The organism is Sinorhizobium sp. GQ132, assembly GCF_059758575.1.
In genome coordinates, this window is sequence record NZ_JCAXDX010000003.1 from 200,446 (window position 1) to 218,972 (window position 18,527).

The window sequence follows — 18,527 nt, forward strand, 5'->3', positions numbered from 1 at the left end:
GGCGGAAAGCGGCATGACGGGAATTCCGGAGACGGTGGATGCTTTCCACCGCGGCAGGTTCCACCTGATCCAGCCTCTGGGTCAGGGGCACCGTTCGGGAATGGATGCGATGCTGGTCGCATCCCTCGTTTCCTGCCGCAGGGCGTGCCGCGTCGCCGATCTCGGCGCCGGCGCCGGTGCGGCCGGCATGGCCGTCGCGTCGCGGATCGAGGAGGCCGAAGTGCTGCTGGTCGAGCGTTCGCCGGTCATGGCGGATTTTGCGCGCCGCAGCCTCGCATTGCCTGAGAACGCGCATCTTGCCGGCCGTGTCTCGGTGCTCGAAGCCGATGTCGCGCTGAGCGGCAAGGCGCGCGCGGCCGCGGGTCTTCCGGACGACACATTCGACCACGTGATCATGAACCCACCCTTCAACGACGCCGCGGATCGCAGGACGCCCGACCGGCTGAAGGCGGAGGCCCATGCGATGAGCGGCGACGTGTTCGAAGCGTGGATCAAAACGGCCGGAGCAGTCATGAAGCCGGGCGGGCAGCTTTCCCTGATCGCCCGGCCCGAATCGATCGCCGGGATCATCGAAGCCTGCGGCCGCCGCTTCGGCGGCATAGAGATCACCCCGCTTCTGCCGCGGGCAGGCGAAAATGCCGTGCGCATCCTCGTATCCGCGATCAAGCAGAGCCGCAAGCGGCTGGCGCTGCGCGCGCCGCTCGTGATGCACGGGGAGGGCCACCGCTTCTCGCCCGAGGTCGACGATCTCAACAACGGCCGCGCGGCCTATCATCGCCGATGATTAACCGTAAGCAGGGCATTGCGTTTGCGACGGCAATGCATACATGCACGACGACGATTTGGATTGCTGCATGTCTTTGTTCTTAAATCGGCTAGGATTTAAGAAGATATGCAGAGATTGCAGCAGGCAGGAGTTGAAATGGCCGGATTCTTCAGAAAGCTGATGCCGAAGCGCTTCCGCAGGGATGGTGTGACGATTCCGGCGATCAGGCTGCATGGCGCAATCATGGCCGGCGGCAGCCCGCTCCGCCCGGCTCTCAATCTAGCGACGGTTGCGCCGCTGCTCGAAAAGGCCTTCTCCGTCAAGGAGGCACCCGCCGTTGCCATCTCCATCAACTCTCCGGGCGGTTCGCCGGTGCAGTCCCGTCTTATCTATCAGCGCATCCGCGATCTCGCGCAGGAGAAGAGGAAGCGCGTGCTGATCTTCGTCGAGGACGTGGCGGCGTCCGGTGGTTACATGATCGCACTGGCCGGCGATGAGATCATCGCCGATCCGACCTCGATCGTCGGCTCGATCGGCGTCGTTTCGGGCGGCTTCGGCTTCCCTGATCTCCTGAAGAAGATCGGCGTCGAGAGACGGGTCTACACGGCGGGCGAAAACAAGGTCGTTCTCGATCCTTTCCAGCCGGAGAAGGAGCGTGACATCGAATTTCTCAAAGGCCTGCAGCTCGAGATCCACGACATCTTCATCCAGATGGTCAAGAGCAGACGCGGTTCGCTCCTGGCCGACCATCCCGATCTTTTCTCGGGGCTGTTCTGGACGGGGCAACGTGGCCAGGAGCTCGGCCTGGTCGACGCTCTCGGCGACATGCGGGGCGAGGTGAAGAAGCGCTATGGGGAAAAAGCGCGGCTCGAGCTGATCCAGCCGGCCCGAAGCCTCTTCGGGCGACGTCAGCCCGGAGCAGCCGTAGCCGGAGCAATCGCGGGGCCGCTCGTCGCAACGGCGGCTGCAGGTCTTGTCGACGCCGTCGAGGAACGGGCGCTTTGGGCGCGTTTCGGTCTTTGAACCGGCCCCGTTTCTTGCGTGAGCGTGTGTTTTTGAAGAACGGTCTCGCGGCAGCATCTGGCCAGTACCGCATGAGCGCGCTAACACTGCGATTTGCTGCATCCCCTCGCGCCGTCGTTCCATCGGAGGGATATGCAGAGGAGGAACCATGCCGCAGATCATCCTGCTTCTGATTATCGCCGTCATCGCCTGGATCGGCTATCGCAAGTTCGTCGCGGACGCCGAGAAGCTGACGCGTCAGCGTGAGCGCCTGCGCCGGCAGCGCGAGACTGGCGCAAACGGCACGCTCGTCAAGGACGCCGAGACCGGCGAGTACCGCCTGAAGCGCGACGACGAGTGAGGCTGCCTGACCGAATACCGGCGGGTGAAGGCGCTTGACCCTCGCCCTGCGGCATGGCACCTGTCCCCGCAAATCTTGACGAATTCGGACCCGGACCCCATGACCATTGCACCCCTCCCGGACCACATGAACCCGAAGCGCTCCTTTCAGGCCCTGATCCTGACGCTGCACAACTTTTGGGCCGACAAGGGTTGCGCCGTGCTTCAGCCCTACGACATGGAGGTCGGCGCAGGCACGTTCCATCCGGCGACGACCCTCAGGGCGCTCGGGCCGAAGCCATGGCGCGCGGCCTATGTGCAGCCGTCGAGGCGCCCGACCGACGGTCGCTACGGCGAGAATCCCAACCGGCTGCAGCACTATTACCAGTATCAGGTGATCTTGAAGCCCAACCCTTCCAATCTGCAGGAGCTTTATCTCGGCTCGCTCGAGGCAATCGGCCTCGATCCGCTGCTGCACGATATCCGTTTTGTCGAGGATGACTGGGAGAGCCCGACGCTCGGCGCCTGGGGCCTCGGCTGGGAATGCTGGTGCGATGGCATGGAAGTGTCGCAGTTCACCTATTTCCAGCAGGTTTGCGGCATCGAATGCTCTCCGGTTTCCGGCGAACTGACCTACGGCCTCGAGCGCCTGGCGATGTATGTCCAGGGCGTCGACAATGTCTACGACCTCAACTTCAACGGCCGCGAGGGCGCCGAAAAGATCAGCTATGGCGATGTCTTTCTGCAGGCGGAGCAGGAATATTCGCGGCACAACTTCGAATACGCCAACACGGCGATGCTGCATCAGCATTTCATCGATGCGGAAAAGGAATGCCTGGCGTTGCTGGCCGCCGGTGCGCCTGATGACTCCAGCAACAACCGCCTGCACAAATGCGTCTTCCCCGCCTATGACCAGTGCATCAAGGCGAGCCACGTCTTCAATCTTCTGGATGCCCGGGGCGTGATTTCGGTGACGGAGCGCCAGAGCTACATCCTGCGCGTGCGTACGCTCGCGAAAGCCTGCGGCGAAGCCTTCCTGCTGACCGAGGCCGGCGGCGCCAACTGGAACAGGGAAGCGGCCTGATCAGGAGGTCGCGGAGGTCCTCCGGCATGGCGGGGCAAGCGGGTCCGATTGCTGCGAGCAGAAGTGCTCGCTCCCGTCGAGCCGCCACTTCGGCGCCGGCGCTCTGACGCTCGACAACTCGCCTGCATAGATTTGCAGCGCGCGGCGCACACCGCTCGGCCTTTCGATGGGACCCGCGCTTGCATGGGTCGCGAAAAGGGCGGCAAAGGCGATCACGTTGATGAAGCTCACGGGCGTGTTCATGGCGGCACTAAGCGTTGTGGTTGTTCGATGGATAGACTATCGAGCATCCGCCGACGCGTTGCCGTTACCGGTGGAACAGCCTGAGGCTGCAGGCGTCGGCACCACCCGTTCGGCAGGGGCTGGGGTCGGTCTTGTGATCGGCCGCTGTAGAACTTTGAATTGCTGACCGGTTTGTTCTTGAATCGAATAGAATTTAAGAAAACATGCAGTAGGATCGCCGTGATCCAAAGGAGGGTTTGATGATCGGGCTGGCAATTGGCGTCGCCGTTATTCTTTATCTCGTCTTCGTCTATAACGGTCTCGTCAAGGCGCGGCAGATGGCCGAGGAGGCCTGGTCCGGCATCGACGTGCAGTTGAAGCGGCGCGCCGATCTCATCCCGAATCTGATCGAGACGGTGAAGGGTTACGCCGCTCACGAGAAGTCGACGCTCGAGGAGGTCGTTACGCTGCGCAACCGGGCTCAGGCGGTGCCGGAAGGCGATGTCGCGGCGCGGGCTGCGGCCGAAGGCGCGCTTTCGCAGGCGCTTGGCCGCGTCTTCGCGCTCGCCGAATCCTATCCGGATCTGAAGGCCAACGAGAATTTCGCAGAACTCCAGCGTTCGTTGGAAACGATCGAGGGCGAGATCCAAATGTCCCGGCGCTACTACAACGGCGCAGCGCGCGATCTCAACGTCAAGGTCGAGAGCTTCCCGTCGAACCTGATCGCCAACGCCTTCCGCTTCGTCAAGGCCAGTTATTTCGAGATCACCAACGAGGCGGACCGCGCGGTTCCGTCGGTCAAGTTCTAGATCAATTTCACTGAATCAATAAAACGATCTATCGGTTCGAAACCGCGCACTTCCGGACGGAAAACCGTTAAATACTTATCTGGAAGTGCTCCGGTGGGCCTGAAAAAGGGAATCCCGATGAGGCGGCTTTTCGCGGCGCTTGCGCTCGTCACCTTCGTTCTTGCCGCGCCGCTCGTCGCGGCGGCGGAAGAGTTCATCTCCGCCTACCATTCGGTCATCGAGGTCGCGAAAGACGGCACGCTCACGGTCACCGAGACGATCACGGCGAATGTCGAAGGCAACCGTATCCGGCGCGGCATCTACCGCGACTTTCCGCTGACCTTCGTCGACGAGCGCGGTGGCCGCAGCAAGGTCGACTTCAACCTTCTCTCCGTCGAGCGGGACGGCGACGAAGAGGAATACCGCACGGAGTCGATCAGCGGCGGCATCCGCATCTATACGGGAAGCGCCGACGTGCTCCTGCCGCATGGCGAACACACCTTTCAGATCACCTACGAGACGAGCCGGCAGATCCGCTTCTTCGACGACCACGACGAGCTCTACTGGAACGTGACCGGAACCGAATGGGCATTCCCGATCGAGGAGGCGACCGCCACCGTCACCTTGCCGAAGGGCGTGAAGGCGGAGGCGCTCGACGTCTTTACCGGCGGCTACGGCGCGACCGAAAAGGATGCGCGCGCGGTGGAGGAGGGCGACGAGATCTTCTTCGCGACCACGCGCCGACTGCGCCCGCAGGAGGGATTGACCGTCGCGATCAAGCTGCCCAAGGGCAGCATCGAACGGCCAACCGCCTCCCAGGAAAATATCTGGTGGCTGCGCGATCACATGACTCTGGTCATCGCCGGGTCCGGCCTCCTCCTCGTCCTGCTCTATTACGGGCGCGCCTGGGTGCGTGTCGGCCGCGACCCGGCCCGCGGCGTCATGGTCCCGCGCTGGGACCCTCCGCACGGCGTCTCGCCCGCGCTCGTCAACTATATCGATAACAAGGGCTTTTCCGGCGAAGGATGGACAGCGCTTTCCGCGGCGGCGCTCAACCTTGCGGTCAAGGGGCATGTCATCCTCGAAGACCTGAAGAAGGCGGTCGTCATCACCGCCACGGGCAAGAACGGCGAGAAGCTGCCGACCGGCGAAGCGGCCCTGATGAAAGCGGTGGACGCGGCCGGCGGCAAGCTCACCATCGACAGGGCGAACGGCAAGAAGATTGAGGCGGCGGGCTCCGGTTTCCGCAGCGCGATGGAGCGCGAGCATCGCGGCAAGTATTACCGCGCCAATACCGGATACGTGGTTGGCGGCATCGTGCTTTCCGTCGTCACTCTCGCGGCGCTGTTCGTCTTCGGCGACCTGAGCGAGGACAGCGTTCCTTTCGTCATCGTCCCGGTCTTCCTCGCCGTCTTCATTTCCGCCTTCGCCGTTTCGGTCGGTAAATCGCTCCGGCGCGGCTCGAGCCTCGCACGCCGCATTCTGTCGATCGTCGTGCTTGCCTTCATCGGCTTCGTGCTGTTCACGGTTTTCTCGAGCATTCTCGCCGCGCTCGTCTTTTCGGCCAGCGATCCGGGCGACCTGCCGCTGTTCTTCGCCATCGGTGGCATCGTCCTCGTCAACGGGCTTTTCTATTACCTCATGGGCGCGCCGACGCCGCTCGGCACGCGCATGATGGATGGCATCGACGGACTCAGGCAATATCTTACGCTCGCCGAGAAAGACCGCCTGAACATGCAGGGCGCGCCGGAAATGTCGCCGCGGCATTTCGAGACCCTGCTCCCCTATGCCGTCGCACTCGGTGTGGAAAAGCCCTGGAGCGCAACCTTCGAGCGTTGGCTGCTTGCGGCTTCCGCGGGCGCGGCGGCAGCCGCCTATCAGCCGAGCTGGTATCACGGCGACAGCTTCGGGCCCGGATCCTTCACCGACACGATCGGCGGTTTTGCCGGTTCGATGGCGGATACGATGACGTCTTCCCTGCCGCCGCCTGCGAAGAGTTCGTCCTCGGGCTTTTCTTCCGGCGGCGGATTTTCCGGCGGTGGCGGTGGCGGCGGTGGCGGTGGCGGCTGGTGACAGCGGATTTCCTCGCCGGCCGTGATGACATTTTCGCCAGAGCTTGCTAAGTCCGCCGCAACCTTCCGGAACAGAACGAAGTCTCGAATCCATGCCCGATCTCCTTATTGAATTGCGATCCGAAGAAATCCCCGCCCGCATGCAGCGCAAGGCGGCCGGCGATCTGAAGAAGCTCGTGACGGACGCTCTGGTTGAGGCGGGGCTCACCTATGAAGGCGCGCGCGAATACTGGACGCCGAGGCGGCTGGCGCTCGACATCCGCGGCCTGACCGCGCGCTCCGCCGACCTGCGCGAGGAGCGCAAGGGTCCGCGCATCGACGCGAACGAGAAGGCGATCGACGGCTTTCTCCGCGCCGCGGGCCTCTCCTCCGTCAGCGAGGCTCATGTCCATAACGACCCGAAGAAGGGCGATTTCTATGTGGCGCACATCGTAAAGCCCGGCCGGGAGGCGGAAGAGATCATCGCCGATGTGATGCCGGCGATCATCCGCGACTTTCCCTGGCCGAAATCCATGCGCTCCGGTGCCGCTTCGGCCAAACCGGGCAGTCTTCGCTGGGTCCGGCCGCTGCAGTCGATCGTCTGCACGTTCGGCGCGGAACACGACGAGACGAAGGTGATCCCCTTCGAAATCGATGGCATCGTCGCCTCGAACGTTACCTACGGCCACCGGTTCCACGCGCCGGAGGCGATCACGGTCCGCCGCTTCGCCGACTACGCCGAGAAGCTTGAAAAGGCGAAGGTCGTGATCGATGCGGAGCGCCGCAAGGAGATCATCTCGGCCGACGCCCACAACATCGCTTTCGCCAACGGCCTCGAGCTCGTTGAAGACGAGGGCCTCCTGGAGGAAGTCGCCGGTCTCGTCGAATGGCCGAGGGTGCTGATGGGCAGCTTCGAGGAAAGCTATCTCGAAATCCCGTCCGAAATCATCCGACTGACGATCAAGACCAACCAGAAATGCTTCGTCACGCGCAAGCCCGGCGCCGAAACGCTGTCCAACCGGTTCATTCTCGTTTCGAACATCGAGGCGAAGGACGGCGGCAGGGAGATCGCCCACGGCAACGGCAAGGTCGTGCGTGCGCGGCTCTCCGACGCGGCGCATTTCTGGAAGCGCGACCAGGGCGATTTGCCGGATCTCGAAACGCTGACGGCGTCTGCCGAGAAGTTCGGCCTCGATCTGAAAAAGCCTCTCGACCAGCGCATGGCGAAGCTCGACGCCCTGAACGTGACTTTCCATGCCAAGCTCGGCACGCAGGGCGATCGTGTCGTCCGCATCCGCTCGCTCGCCGCAGCGCTCGCCAAGCTCACCGGTGCCGATCCCGCCTCCGTCGATCGCGCGGTCGTGCTCGCCAAGGCGGACCTTCGCACCGAGGCAGTCGGCGAATTCCCGGAGCTGCAGGGCATCATGGGCCACAAATACGCCGTTCTGCAGGGTGAAGGCGCGGCCGTCGCCAATGCGATCGAGGATCACTACAAGCCGCAGGGACCATCCGACCGTGTGCCGACCGATCCCGTCTCGGTAACGGTGGCGCTTGCCGACAAGCTCGATACCCTCGTCGGCTTCTGGGCAATCGACGAAAAGCCGACGGGTTCCAAGGACCCCTATGCGCTGCGCCGTGCGGCACTCGGCGTGATCCGGCTTATTCTGGAGGGAAGTGCGCGGCTGCCGCTTCTGCCTTGTTTCGATGTGGCGCTCGCCGCCCTGAAGGCACAGCGTCCGGATATCGCAGCCGAGATTTCCGCCGATCTGCTCGCCTTCTTCCACGATCGCCTGAAGGTTTACCTGCGCGATCTCGGCGCGCGATACGATCTGATCGATGCGGTGCTCGCGCCGGATGCGGACGATCTGTTGATGATAGCCCGCCGCGTCGAGGCGCTGACCGCCTTCATCACGGCCGAGGAGGGCAGGAACCTGCTCACCGGCACGAAACGTGCGACGCAGATTCTCGCTGCCGAAGAGAAGAAGGGTACCGAAGTCGCCGAGAGCGTCGACGAAGCATTGTTCCGGCTCGATGCCGAGCGGACGCTGCATGCTTCGATCAAGGTCGCGTCGGACGATGCGCGCGACGCGATCGTCAAGGAGGATTTCCGCTCGGCCATGGAGGCGCTCTCGAAACTGCGCGAGCCGGTCGACGATTTCTTCAACGATGTTCTCGTCAATGACGAGGATAAGGCGATCCGTGCCAACCGCCTCGCGCTCCTGGGCCTCATCCGCTCGGCGACGGGTGAGGTGGCGGACTTCTCGAAGATATCGGGGTAACTCGAAGCGCTCTGCACCGCACAGGTTGCCGCGTTGACGACCGGCCGATATGAAAGCCCATGACCGCCAGGATTCTCGTCAGCGCCTGCCTCATGGGACATGCCGTTCGTTACGACGGCGCATCGAAGCCGCTCATTCACCCGGCGATCGATCGCTGGAGGAAGGAAGGGCGGCTCGTCACCATCTGTCCGGAAATGTCGGCCGGCATGCCGGTGCCGCGTCCGCCGGCCGAGATCGAAGGGGGCAGGACGGGCGCCGACGTGCTCGCCGGCAGGACGCGCGTCCTCGAAAAGACGGGCGGCGATGTGACGTCGGAGTTTCGTCGCGCAGCGGAGAATGCGCTTGCGCTGGCACGCGAGACGAATTGCCGGTTTGCCCTGCTGATCGACGGCAGTCCATCCTGCGGCTCCCGCTTCATCCATGACGGCCGGTTCAGCGGCGAGCGTATTGCGGGTGAGGGCGTGACGGCCGCGCTGCTGCGGGCCAACGGCATCGAAATCTATTCCGATCGTGAGATAGAGACCTTGGTCGCAAGGGTCGGCGATGCCGGCAACGAAGTTGGGGTATCGCTCTAAAGATTACGCCCCTGCTTCTCTCAGGGGCGCAACCTCTCGCTTTTGCAGCGAATTTGCCCGTCAGCCTTGAACGTCGACTGACTGGGGCAGGGAACGTTAATAATATGGTATCAATCTAGGCGAAGATCGAAAATAGCCGGATCAATTTTCCGTGAACCGCCGCTGGCCATGGAGGCAGCAACCGCGGCGGTTTTTGCGGTATGGTCGATGGAGATTTCCGCGATCTCGCCGCGATGGGTGCTTGCCGAGACGTCGGCCGCTGCCGGTTCGCCGGTCTGCATTCCCGCGGCCCGGATCGCGACATCCGATGCATCGTTGACGAAAATCACCGGCGAGCCGCCCAGCCACGCTTCCGTGCGGACCGACTTCACCTCTCCATGGATTTCCTTGAGCTCCACGCGATCCGTGCCCGGCGCAAGATCCGGGACGACGTAGGAAGGCTTCCTCTTTGGCTGCAAGGGCGGGCAGGCCGCGCAGGAAACCGTCGCGACGCTCGAATTGACAGCCTCGCCGGAGGTGATGTTGTCGATCGAAGAGGCTGCCGCGGGACCGGCGGTATAGACGAGAGCGGCTGTGATCAGCAGGGAACGCATTGATCTCTCCTCGATTGGTCAAGGTGAGAATAGCGGTCTCCCCTTACCTTCCGGTCAGGAGAAATCATAAAATTTGAACGATACGGCCTTTCCTGCAGCGCCGCTCGCTGAAGCCGTCAGGCAGTCTCGCGCGCGACTGCCCGCCAGCCGATGTCGCTGCGATAGAAGCCGTTCTCCCAGCGAACGCCGCGAACCGCCGCATAGGCTGCGTCCTTCGCCTCGCCGACGGTCTTTCCCGTGGCGGTGACGTTCAGCACCCGGCCGCCGGTCGCGACCAGCCCGCCTTCCTTCATTGAGGTTCCGGCATGAAATACCTTGGTCGCGGCGGACGCGTCGGGCAGGGCCTCGATCGGCGTATTTTTTTCGTAGGCGCCCGGATAGCCGCGCGAGGCCATCACCACGGTCAGGGCAACGTCGTCGCGCCACTCCGCTTTCGTCCCCTCGAGCGTTCCGGTGGCCGCCGCGTAGAGCAGCGGCAGGAGGTCGCTCTCGAGCCGCATCATCAGCACCTGGCATTCGGGATCGCCGAAGCGGACATTGTATTCGATGAGTTCCGGGCCCTTTTCCGTGATCATCAGGCCGGCAAAGAACACGCCGGCGAAGGGATGACCGCTTTCGGCCATGCCGCGGACGGTCGGTTCGATTATCTCTTTCATCGTCCGTTCCACCATCTCGGCGGTCATGACCGGCGCGGGCGAATAGGCGCCCATGCCGCCGGTGTTCGGCCCGGTGTCGCCGTCGCCGACACGTTTGTGATCCTGCGCGGAGGCGAGCGGCAGCACGCTCTTGCCGTCGCAAAGGCAGAAGAAGCTGGCTTCCTCGCCGTCGAGATAGGCCTCGACGACCACCTCGGCGCCGGCCGCGCCGAAGGCGCCCGCGAAGCATTCGTCGACTGCGGCAAGGGCCTCGTCGAGGCTCATCGCCACCGTCACGCCCTTGCCGGCGGCAAGGCCGTCGGCCTTGATGACAATCGGTGCGCCCTCTTGGCGGACATAGGCCTTGGCGGACGCGGCATCGGTAAAGCGTCTATAGGCCCCGGTCGGGATCCCGTATCTCGCGCAGAGGTCCTTGGTGAAACCCTTGGAGCCTTCAAGCTGGGCCGCTGCGGCCGAAGGGCCGAAGGTGGGAATATCGGCCGCGCGAAGCACGTCGCCAAGACCGGCGACCAGGGGCGCTTCGGGACCGACGACCACGAAATCGATCGCATGGGTCCTGCAGAAATCGACGACGGCCTGGTGGTCTTCCGTGTCGAGGTCTGCGATCGTGGCCTCCTCGGCGATGCCCGGATTACCGGGGGCGGCATAAAGCTTGGTCAGCCTCGGCGACTGCGCGATCTTCCATGCAAGCGCATGTTCGCGGCCGCCCGATCCGATCAGAAGAACCTTCATCGCCATCCTCGCCGTCAGGAATTGTTGCGCTGCGGTTAAGACGGCAGGCGGGACGAGGTCAAGGAAAAAGCGGCCCGCGCTGCAAATTTCCTGGTGCCAGCCGGCGTGCTTCTGTCGGGAGTAACGTCAGCGCCGGCTTGCAGCCACCGGCCAGCCGTCGTCGTCAGCCGGCTTGTCTGCGGCGAGCGCGACCCGGGAGAGCGCCCAGATCGCCAGCTCGTTGAGCGGGAGCGGCTTGCTGATCAGATAGCCCTGAAAGCGGTCGCAGCCCGCCGCCGTGAGCATGGCGAGCTTTTCCGGCGTATCGACGCCTTCGCCGACCACGGTCATCTCCTTCGCGTGGCAGAGCGCGACGACCGCTTTGAGTACCGCCAGCGATCGCGAAGCGGCCAGGTTGGAGACGAGCGCCCGGTCGAGCTTGATCGTGTCGGCGGCATAATCGATGATCTGCTGAACCGATGTGTAGCCGGCGCCGAAGTCGTCTATCGAGAGCCGGAAGCCTTTGCTCCTGAGTTCTTCCATGTTCAGGCGCAATTGATCGCTGATCTGGACGGCGAACGTTTCGGTAAGCTCGATGTCGATCGATCGCGCCTCCAGGCCGTGGCGCGTGAGGCAGTCCGAAAAATGGTCGTTGATCGACTTCGAGTGCAGTTCGGCCGAGGAGATGTTGATCGCCAGAACCGTATCGGGGCCGAACAGCGCCTTCAGCTGGTGGCAATCCGACATCGCCTTGTCGATGACCCACCAGTCGATTTTCGTGAACAGACCGGAGCTCTCGGCTATCGGAACGAATTCGTCGGGCGTCACATGCCCCAGGACCGGCGAGTGCCAGCGCAACAGAGCCTCGCAGCCGGTGACTTTTCCGCCGGCGTCGACGATCGGCATGTAGACCAGGTGAAACTGCTCGTCGGGATCGAGCGAGCGCAGCTCATCCTGGATCTGCCGCTGGCGGGTGCGCTTGTCGTTGAGCGCGCGGGAGAAGCGGGCGGACCGGTTCTTGCCGGCGCTCTTCGCCTGGTACATGGCAGCGTCGGCATTCGAGATCAGCTCCGCGACCGAGCTCGCATCATCAGGACATGCGGCAACGCCGATGCTTGCCGTGACCGGATAACGCTTGCCGGAAAGCTCGAACCCGTCTGAAAACAGAGCGAGGATCGCGCCGCAAACTTCCCGCACCGCGCCGTCGCCGAGCTGCGAACGCAACAGAACCGCGAATTCGTCGCCGGAGAGCCGCGCGAGGATGGCCGGCTCCTGTCCGCGCCTGCGCGTGATCGCTCCGACATCGCGTGCGATCCGGGCGGCGAGCGTTTTCAAGAGCTCGTCGCCGACATCGTGGCCGTGCTTGTCGTTGACGAACTTGAAGTTGTCGATGTCGATGAAAAGCAGGCTGCATTTCTCGCCGGATGCGACAGCCTCCTGGACGGCCTGCGCGGCAAGCATGTTGAAGCGTCCCCGGTTGCTGATGCCCGTCAACGTGTCGGTCCAGGAACTCCGCTGCACGAGTTGGAGCGACTGGACGGATTGTCGATGCATCTCCCGGATGTTTCGGGTCAGACGGCCGATTTCGCCGGCCTCGTCCACCTCGGCGATTTCCGCGCGCGCGCCGGCCATCACCGCCATGACATTGGTATCGAGGGTTGCGATCGGGCCCGTGATGAAGCGGCGGATGAGCACGATGATCAGCCAGATCGAAAAGAGGCTCATGGCCAAAGCGCCGAGGGCGAGGAGCACTTTCTGACGCATCATCTGGGCTTCGAAATGCGCATCAGAAACCGTCAGCGTCGCATGCAAGGCGGGCCCGAGAGGAACGCTCGCCGACAGATCGTCGGTCACGGCAAGCGGCCACGGCTGGAGGACGATATCGGCGCCATATTCCCTTTTCAGCGGGGCCAGCAGCCTGAGAAAGCGGTCGGGCTGTACCGCAACCTGCATCAGCAGCGCATTTGCCCTGTTGCTGGGAGCCGGCCGGCCAAAGGTTACCGGATCGACGAACAGCGAATAGACGATCCGCGGCCGGTCGCCGGCGGAGTCGACATAGCTCCAGTCGCCGAGTTTCGATCCGTTGAGCAACTGGCGCGCGAGATCGAGCTGTGCCGGATCGATTTCCGCAAAGGGATCCCAACTGTTCTCGAAGTAGTACTCCGCTTCCAGCTTGCTGTTGAGAACAGCCAGGGAGATAAACCCCGCAGGGTCGTCGGACAGCGAGGTCAGGCTCTCCTGCAGCCGCACACCGAGCGCATTGGCGCGATATTTCTTGTCGGTTTCGGCCACGTATTGCCGCAGCGCGTTGCCGCTCAAAAGCGCGTTGAGGGCACCGCGGCTGCGCCGAACCTCGTTCTGGAAGACGGAGGCGGCATGTTCGAGCCGTTGTGAGAGCTTGGCGTGCTCGAGTGCGCGGATGGAACGGCTCTGGGCGACGTGTACGGAGAGAGCCGCGAGAAGATAACCCGCCAGCACGACCGGAAAGATGAGGATGAGCGCACGCTTGCCGAGGGTCACTGGAAGTTCGCCAACGTGTTGATGATTCGCCGGCGCGCTTCGATCGACCTGACGGACAATTCCTGGTGGTGCTGGTTTTTCGCCATGATTTCCGACGGCGGATAGATTTCCGGATCGGAGCGCATGGTCTCCGGAAGGAGCTTGAGCGCCGCGCTGCTTGCGGTCGGCATGTTGAGCGCGATCGCGTTGGCAGCGGCGGCCTCCGGCGATCCGATGAAGTTCAGGAATTCAAGAGCCCTTTGCTTGCGAGGGGATGCGGCCGTGACGGAAAAACAGTCGACCCACGACAACGTGCCCTCTTTCGGGACCGCGTAGCGCCATAGCCCGGCCTTGCCGGCTTTACTGTTGAGCACATGCTGATCGCCGCTATAGCCCAGCGCCAGATAAATATTTCCGGCCAAGGCCGGATCCTGGATCGAGGTGACGACGTAGTCGTAGGTCAGCACGGATGGGGCCTGCGTCTTCAGGAGCGCGAATGCGGCCTTCAGCGTTGCCGTGTCGTCGGCATTGACGGAGGCGCCGAGCAGTATCAGCGGTGGCACGAAAATCTCGCTGTGGTCGGCGAACATGGCGATGTGCTTCTGCAGCGCCGGTGCAGGACGCATCATGTCACGCCAGGATGTCGGTGGCGGCGTAACCACATCGGAGCGATAGAGGATGCCGACCGTGCCCCAGAAGTAGGGAAGGCCGTAACCGGCGCAGGATTTGCGCCATTGCGGCGCATAGTCCGCGAGCGCGGGCAGATTGGTCTCGGAGAGCGGCTCGATGATGCCCTTCCGTCCGAAAAGCGTCGCGCCGTTCTCATCGACGATGACTAGGTCGATGTTACGGCCCGGATCGGCAAGAATCTCGTCGCGGGCATCGTCGCTGTCGAAATTGATCTGGCGGATGGAAACGCCCGTCTTTTCGGTCCAGCGGTCGATGAGACTCTCGGCGATATAGTCTTCCCAGATAAGCAGGTTGAGCGTTTCGGCGCGGCTCGCGGAAGCGCAAAGCAGTGTCGCCAGAAAGACGGAAATAGCCCTGCGTGCGTTCATTCTCTGCCCCTGCACACCCCCATCGCCGGACGCTATCCGGCAATGATTGAGGAATGCTTACGTCCGGAGCAAGATCGTGCGGGCGCGAGGCGCCCGCACGCCTGTTCATCGCGCGGGCAGCTTCGGCAGAAATACGGTGAGCAGCCCGAGGAGCGGCAGATAGGAGCAGATCTTATAGACGAACTCGATGCCCTGCCGATCGGCGAAGACGCCGAGGACCGCGGCGCCCATGCCGCCGGCGCCGAAGGCGAAACCGAAGAAAACGCCGGCGATGAGCCCCACCCGGCCGGGAACGAGTTCCTGCGCGAAGACGACGATCGCCGAGAAAGCGGACGAGAAGATGAGGCCGATGATGACGCTCAGCACGCCCGTCCAGAACAGGTTCGCATAAGGCAGCAGAAGGGTGAACGGAACGACGCCGAGGATCGAGAACCAGATGACGAAGCGGGCGCCGTATCGATCGCCGATCGGGCCGCCGAGGAACGTTCCTGCGGCCGCCGAACCGAGGAAGAGGAACAGCATCAGCTGCGCCTGCTGTACGCTGGTGCCGAACCTTTCAATGACGAAGAAGGTGAAATAGCTCGAGATGCTGGTGAGATAGACGTTCTTCGTAGCCGTCAGCAGGACGAGGATCGCGATCGTCCACAGGACCCGCGCCTTCGGCAGGGGCAGCGCGCGGCTGGGGATGGGACGGCTCATGGTCGCGCGGCGGTGGCGGACGTACCACATGCTCACCCAGGAAAGCACGAAGAAACCGGTGATGGCGACGATGGAGAACCAGCCGAGGCTGCCCTGGCCGAAAGGGAGCACGATGAATGCGGCCAGCAGCGGGCCAAGCGCGCTTCCGGCATTGCCGCCGACCTGGAACAGCGACTGGGCCAGCCCGTGGCGGCCGCCCGACGCAAGCCGGGCCACGCGGGAGGATTCGGGGTGGAAGATCGCCGACCCGATGCCGATCAGGCTCGCTGCCAGGAGAAGCATCCAGAAGTGGTCGGCATTGGCGAGAAGCAGGAGGCCCATGCAGGTCGAGAGCATGGCGAACGGCAGCGAATAGGGTAGCGCCCAGCGATCCGTCACGATGCCGATGGCCGGCTGCAGCATCGACGCCGTCACCTGAAACGTGAACGTCAGAAGGCCGATCTGGACGAAATCGAGCGCGTAGTTTTCCTTGAGCAAAGGATAGAGCGCCGTCAGCAGCGATTGCATGATGTCGTTCAGCATATGACAGAAGCTGACCGCCAGGATGACCGAAAATGCTGTCTTTTCCGGGCTGATGGTGCCCGCCGACGTGACCGTTGCCATGGAGAATGTTTCCTTAGGAGCCGGCTCGCCAACGGAGCCTTTTCGGTCATCTCTAGACGGCTTGCCGCTGGCCTGCTTTTGTGATTTGGTCGAGTTCTTTCGAGAGTGGGCCATATGGCGAAATCCGACCGACATCACCTGCCAAAGTTGCCGGACGCGGATCATTTCAGAAGCCTGGAATGGATCGAGAAGGCGAACGCGCCCGTTCTCGCGATCGGGAGGGATTACGCCTGCGGACTCACCGTGCCCTCCCACAGCCACAGCCGGACTCAACTCTGGTGGGCGCGTTCGGGGGTGGTGCTCGTCTATACGTCGGAGGGACGCTGGATGATTCCTCCGGGACACGCCTTGCTGGTTCCAGCGGGAATCGAACATTCGGCCGAGATGGTCAGCGATGTGCGTATGCATTCCATCTACATCCCGCCGGAGGCGAGCGAAGCGCGCCGGCCTCTCGTCCTGGAGATGAGCGCGCTCGTCGGCAGCCTCATCGACGAACTCGTCGGCGCCGGGAACGAAGCATCGTCCGAACGGCGCGAAAGCCTGATCATGGAATTGCTGCTCACGGAAATACCGCGGCTCAACCAGCGACCTTTAGGCCTGCCTTTCCCGCGCGACCGCAAGCTTGCAGCCCTCTGCCGGCAATTTCTGGAAGCGCCGTCGGCATCCGCGAATATCGACGCGTGGGCGGCGCGCATGGGCATCAGCCGGCGTTCCTTCACGCGGCTCTTCCGGCAGGAGACGGGCGTGAGCTTCGTCACGTGGCGACAACATGCCTGCATCTTCGCCTCGCTGCCGCGCATTGCGGACGGCGAGCCGATCACCACGGTGGCGCTCGACGCCGGTTACGAGAACGTCGCGGCTTTCACGACCATGTTCCGCCGCATGCTGGGTGCGCCGCCGAGCGTCTATCTGCGTGACCAGCGAACCTGAACGGTGTCGGCACTTTTCGTTGAATTGCGCCAAGGCCTGTTGAAATTCGAGCCACCCGCGGCGGCCTGTTTGATTTCCTCATTCCCCGCGCCGCAGACGCGGCGCTGCTGGATCTCTGTGACGAGCACAGAGATGAGGGCGGAGAGGGTGCGGTCCCTCGGCGCGCTTCAAAAAAGACGTACCCTTTCATTGCGTGACAGGTTCACCATCCCCTCGCACACTCGCAAGCGAATGTTGTAGCAACCGCACATCCCCGGTCCTCATTCCTGTGCTTGTCACAGGAATCCAGCCAGCCCAAGTCGTTGGGCTGAAGGAACGCTTCCGCGCCGCAGACGCGGCTCTGCTGGATCTCTGTGACAGGCACAGAAATGAGGAGAGGAAAGATTGCAGTCCTGTAGCGCCGCGCGTCTTATAAGACGCGCAAAGGTCGCTGTAGCCCTTTGAACTGCTGCATGTTTTGTCCATTGATCGGCTACGATCAACATGCAGTGGCGCACGGTCGGTACTCGGGGAATTCAATGGCATCGCCATGCGTGCCGACAAAACCGACCAGAGCTTCAACGCCATTATCCATCTGGCAGCAGCCGTCATGAACTCAAATTGAATCTCAACAGGACGACCTAGTTCAATTTGCGACGTAGCCGCGGTTCGGTGTGAATCCCGAAGCTGAACAGATCGGGTTAGCGGAATCTCATGGCCTTGCCGAAGATAAGAAGGCGTTGTATGAAGGGATAGCCACCCCTTATACGTGCTTGAGTCACGTCCTGGGTTTGCCAGCCCAATAAACTATTCTTCGGAGTATAGATGAGAACTCGTGTTGTTTTTCTTGCGTCTCAGGTTTTTCTTCTTGCAGCCGGAGTCGTTGCCGCCGAAGAACGCCGGTACCCCTGGTCTGGAGACTGGTATCTGAAGATAGGCGCCACTGGTTTTCTCGGTCCGGAGTATGAGGGCGGTTCGAAGCGCATGCTTCAGGCGGCGCCGCTCGTTTCGCTCGGCAAGGCTGGCAGCGCCGTGCGCTTTTCGTCGCGCAACGACAACATGTCCTACGCCCTGCTCGACCAGGGCCATTTCCGCGCTGGCGCCGTCGGCAAATTGATTTTCGAGCGTGACGAGGACGACTCGAGCGATCTTAAAGGCCTCGACCATCCGAAATTCGGCGGCGAAATCGGCGGTTTCGCGGAAGTCTACCCCACGGACTGGATGCGCCTTCGCGCCGAGATACGTCAGGGTATCCGCAGCCATCACGGGGTTGTCGCCGATGTCGCGGCGGATGCCTTCGCCGATCCCGGCGAAACCGTCCGCATTTCCGCCGGACCGCGGTTGACGGCGGCATCGAGCGATTATTTCGACGCCTATTATGGCGTCAACGCAGCGGAATCCGCTGCTTCGGGACTCGGCACCTATGATCCGGGTGGCGGTATTCACTCCGCTGGGCTCGGTGCGGAGATCAACTGGATGGCGACCGAGAAGCTCGAAACGGGTGTCTATGCCGAATATCGGCGATTGATGGGCGCTGCCGCCGATTCAAGCCTCGTACGCGAGCGCGGCAGCCCCGACCAGTTCCTCGTCGGGGTGACCGCGACCTATCGCTTCGATTTCACGCTCCCCTGACGGGTCGGCCTGGATGGCGGCGGGATGAAATGGGGCGCTTGACCGGCGGGTTTTGCGGGGC

16 protein-coding genes are annotated in these 18,527 nt (G+C 62.9%); 10 read left to right on the plus strand and 6 right to left on the minus strand.

Annotated elements, in window-relative coordinates; all coding sequences use genetic code 11:
* Nucleotides 1-13: 13 nt before the first annotated feature.
* The 4 genes from AC6CIG_RS09260 to AC6CIG_RS09275 all read left to right on the plus strand — a co-directional run bounded on the left by AC6CIG_RS09260 (nt 14) and on the right by AC6CIG_RS09275 (nt 3,191).
* On the plus strand, nt 14-784 hold the full coding sequence (locus tag AC6CIG_RS09260) for a tRNA1(Val) (adenine(37)-N6)-methyltransferase (RefSeq protein WP_437408317.1): 771 nt from the start codon (nt 14-16) through the stop codon (nt 782-784).
* A 138-nt stretch (nt 785-922) separates the two neighbouring features.
* On the plus strand, nt 923-1,789 hold the full coding sequence (locus tag AC6CIG_RS09265) for a S49 family peptidase (RefSeq protein ID WP_102761391.1): 867 nt from the start codon (nt 923-925) through the stop codon (nt 1,787-1,789).
* 148 nt (nt 1,790-1,937) lie between these two features.
* Entirely contained in the window at nt 1,938-2,129 is a 192-nt protein-coding gene (locus AC6CIG_RS09270) for a hypothetical protein (protein ID WP_018094395.1), read from the plus strand.
* Nucleotides 2,130-2,228: 99 nt separating this feature from the next.
* Nucleotides 2,229-3,191 carry a glycine--tRNA ligase subunit alpha gene (locus tag AC6CIG_RS09275; RefSeq protein ID WP_437408318.1) on the plus strand — a complete coding sequence of 321 codons (963 nt, stop codon included), beginning with the start codon at nt 2,229-2,231 and terminating at the stop codon, nt 3,189-3,191.
* Here AC6CIG_RS09275 and AC6CIG_RS09280 read toward each other — a convergent pair whose 3' ends face one another.
* Complete coding sequence (locus tag AC6CIG_RS09280; RefSeq protein ID WP_437408319.1) at nt 3,192-3,434, minus strand: hypothetical protein; 243 nt, start codon at nt 3,432-3,434, stop codon at nt 3,192-3,194.
* 239 nt (nt 3,435-3,673) lie between these two features.
* Between AC6CIG_RS09280 and AC6CIG_RS09285 the strand changes: the two genes are divergently transcribed.
* The 4 genes from AC6CIG_RS09285 (at nt 3,674) to AC6CIG_RS09300 (ending at nt 9,106) form a co-directional block, all read left to right on the plus strand.
* Complete coding sequence (locus AC6CIG_RS09285; RefSeq protein WP_018094398.1) at nt 3,674-4,222, plus strand: LemA family protein; 549 nt, start codon at nt 3,674-3,676, stop codon at nt 4,220-4,222.
* A 117-nt stretch (nt 4,223-4,339) separates the two neighbouring features.
* Nucleotides 4,340-6,274, plus strand: coding sequence for a DUF2207 domain-containing protein (locus tag AC6CIG_RS09290; protein WP_437411629.1), 1,935 nt, complete (start codon nt 4,340-4,342; stop codon nt 6,272-6,274).
* 91 nt (nt 6,275-6,365) lie between these two features.
* Nucleotides 6,366-8,531, plus strand: a complete 2,166-nt coding sequence (gene glyS / locus AC6CIG_RS09295; protein WP_437408322.1) for a glycine--tRNA ligase subunit beta — start codon at nt 6,366-6,368, stop codon at nt 8,529-8,531.
* Nucleotides 8,532-8,590: 59 nt separating this feature from the next.
* Nucleotides 8,591-9,106 carry a 2-thiouracil desulfurase family protein gene (locus AC6CIG_RS09300; protein ID WP_018094401.1) on the plus strand — a complete coding sequence of 172 codons (516 nt, stop codon included), beginning with the start codon at nt 8,591-8,593 and terminating at the stop codon, nt 9,104-9,106.
* Nucleotides 9,107-9,216: 110 nt separating this feature from the next.
* Here AC6CIG_RS09300 and AC6CIG_RS09305 read toward each other — a convergent pair whose 3' ends face one another.
* The 5 genes from AC6CIG_RS09305 to AC6CIG_RS09325 all read right to left on the minus strand — a co-directional run bounded on the left by AC6CIG_RS09305 (nt 9,217) and on the right by AC6CIG_RS09325 (nt 15,925).
* A complete protein-coding gene (locus AC6CIG_RS09305) occupies nt 9,217-9,699 on the minus strand; it encodes a plant virulence effector HPE1-like domain-containing protein (RefSeq protein WP_437408323.1) in 483 nt (160 codons plus the stop codon).
* A gap of 116 nt (nt 9,700-9,815) precedes the next feature.
* Nucleotides 9,816-11,087 carry a phosphoribosylamine--glycine ligase gene (gene purD / locus AC6CIG_RS09310; protein ID WP_437408324.1) on the minus strand — a complete coding sequence of 424 codons (1,272 nt, stop codon included), beginning with the start codon at nt 11,085-11,087 and terminating at the stop codon, nt 9,816-9,818.
* A 126-nt stretch (nt 11,088-11,213) separates the two neighbouring features.
* A complete protein-coding gene (locus AC6CIG_RS09315; protein ID WP_437408325.1) occupies nt 11,214-13,586 on the minus strand; it encodes a putative bifunctional diguanylate cyclase/phosphodiesterase in 2,373 nt (790 codons plus the stop codon).
* Nucleotides 13,583-14,623, minus strand: a complete 1,041-nt coding sequence (locus AC6CIG_RS09320) for a polyamine ABC transporter substrate-binding protein (RefSeq protein WP_437408326.1) — start codon at nt 14,621-14,623, stop codon at nt 13,583-13,585. Before AC6CIG_RS09320 ends, AC6CIG_RS09315 begins: the two co-directional genes overlap by 4 nt.
* Nucleotides 14,624-14,728: 105 nt before the next feature.
* Nucleotides 14,729-15,925: an MFS transporter gene (locus tag AC6CIG_RS09325; RefSeq protein ID WP_437408327.1), complete on the minus strand. Its 1,197-nt coding sequence runs from the start codon at nt 15,923-15,925 to the stop codon at nt 14,729-14,731.
* A gap of 114 nt (nt 15,926-16,039) precedes the next feature.
* Between AC6CIG_RS09325 and AC6CIG_RS09330 the strand changes: the two genes are divergently transcribed.
* Together AC6CIG_RS09330 and AC6CIG_RS09335 are read left to right on the plus strand one after the other, a co-directional pair.
* Complete coding sequence (locus AC6CIG_RS09330; RefSeq protein ID WP_018094407.1) at nt 16,040-16,855, plus strand: AraC family transcriptional regulator; 816 nt, start codon at nt 16,040-16,042, stop codon at nt 16,853-16,855.
* Between the two features lie 804 nt (nt 16,856-17,659).
* Nucleotides 17,660-18,466: a MipA/OmpV family protein gene (locus AC6CIG_RS09335; protein ID WP_498322647.1), complete on the plus strand. Its 807-nt coding sequence runs from the start codon at nt 17,660-17,662 to the stop codon at nt 18,464-18,466.
* Nucleotides 18,467-18,527: the final 61 nt, after the last annotated feature.

Excerpts from the sequence above, each read along its gene's own strand:
- AC6CIG_RS09280 (WP_437408319.1), bottom strand. The coding sequence starts at position 3,434 with ATGAACACGCCCGTGAGCTTCATCAACGTGATCGCCTTTGCCGCCCTT.
- AC6CIG_RS09320 (WP_437408326.1), bottom strand. The coding sequence starts at position 14,623 with ATGAACGCACGCAGGGCTATTTCCGTCTTTCTGGCGACACTGCTTTGC.
- AC6CIG_RS09265 (WP_102761391.1), top strand. The coding sequence starts at position 923 with ATGGCCGGATTCTTCAGAAAGCTGATGCCGAAGCGCTTCCGCAGGGAT.
- AC6CIG_RS09270 (WP_018094395.1), top strand. The coding sequence starts at position 1,938 with ATGCCGCAGATCATCCTGCTTCTGATTATCGCCGTCATCGCCTGGATC.
- glyS (WP_437408322.1), top strand. The coding sequence starts at position 6,366 with ATGCCCGATCTCCTTATTGAATTGCGATCCGAAGAAATCCCCGCCCGC.
- AC6CIG_RS09260 (WP_437408317.1), top strand. The coding sequence starts at position 14 with ATGACGGGAATTCCGGAGACGGTGGATGCTTTCCACCGCGGCAGGTTC.
- AC6CIG_RS09275 (WP_437408318.1), top strand. The coding sequence starts at position 2,229 with ATGACCATTGCACCCCTCCCGGACCACATGAACCCGAAGCGCTCCTTT.
- AC6CIG_RS09325 (WP_437408327.1), bottom strand. The coding sequence starts at position 15,925 with ATGGCAACGGTCACGTCGGCGGGCACCATCAGCCCGGAAAAGACAGCA.
- AC6CIG_RS09335 (WP_498322647.1), top strand. The coding sequence starts at position 17,660 with ATGAGAACTCGTGTTGTTTTTCTTGCGTCTCAGGTTTTTCTTCTTGCA.
- AC6CIG_RS09290 (WP_437411629.1), top strand. The coding sequence starts at position 4,340 with ATGAGGCGGCTTTTCGCGGCGCTTGCGCTCGTCACCTTCGTTCTTGCC.
- AC6CIG_RS09285 (WP_018094398.1), top strand. The coding sequence starts at position 3,674 with ATGATCGGGCTGGCAATTGGCGTCGCCGTTATTCTTTATCTCGTCTTC.
- purD (WP_437408324.1), bottom strand. The coding sequence starts at position 11,087 with ATGAAGGTTCTTCTGATCGGATCGGGCGGCCGCGAACATGCGCTTGCA.
- AC6CIG_RS09305 (WP_437408323.1), bottom strand. The coding sequence starts at position 9,699 with ATGCGTTCCCTGCTGATCACAGCCGCTCTCGTCTATACCGCCGGTCCC.
- AC6CIG_RS09330 (WP_018094407.1), top strand. The coding sequence starts at position 16,040 with ATGGCGAAATCCGACCGACATCACCTGCCAAAGTTGCCGGACGCGGAT.
- AC6CIG_RS09300 (WP_018094401.1), top strand. The coding sequence starts at position 8,591 with ATGACCGCCAGGATTCTCGTCAGCGCCTGCCTCATGGGACATGCCGTT.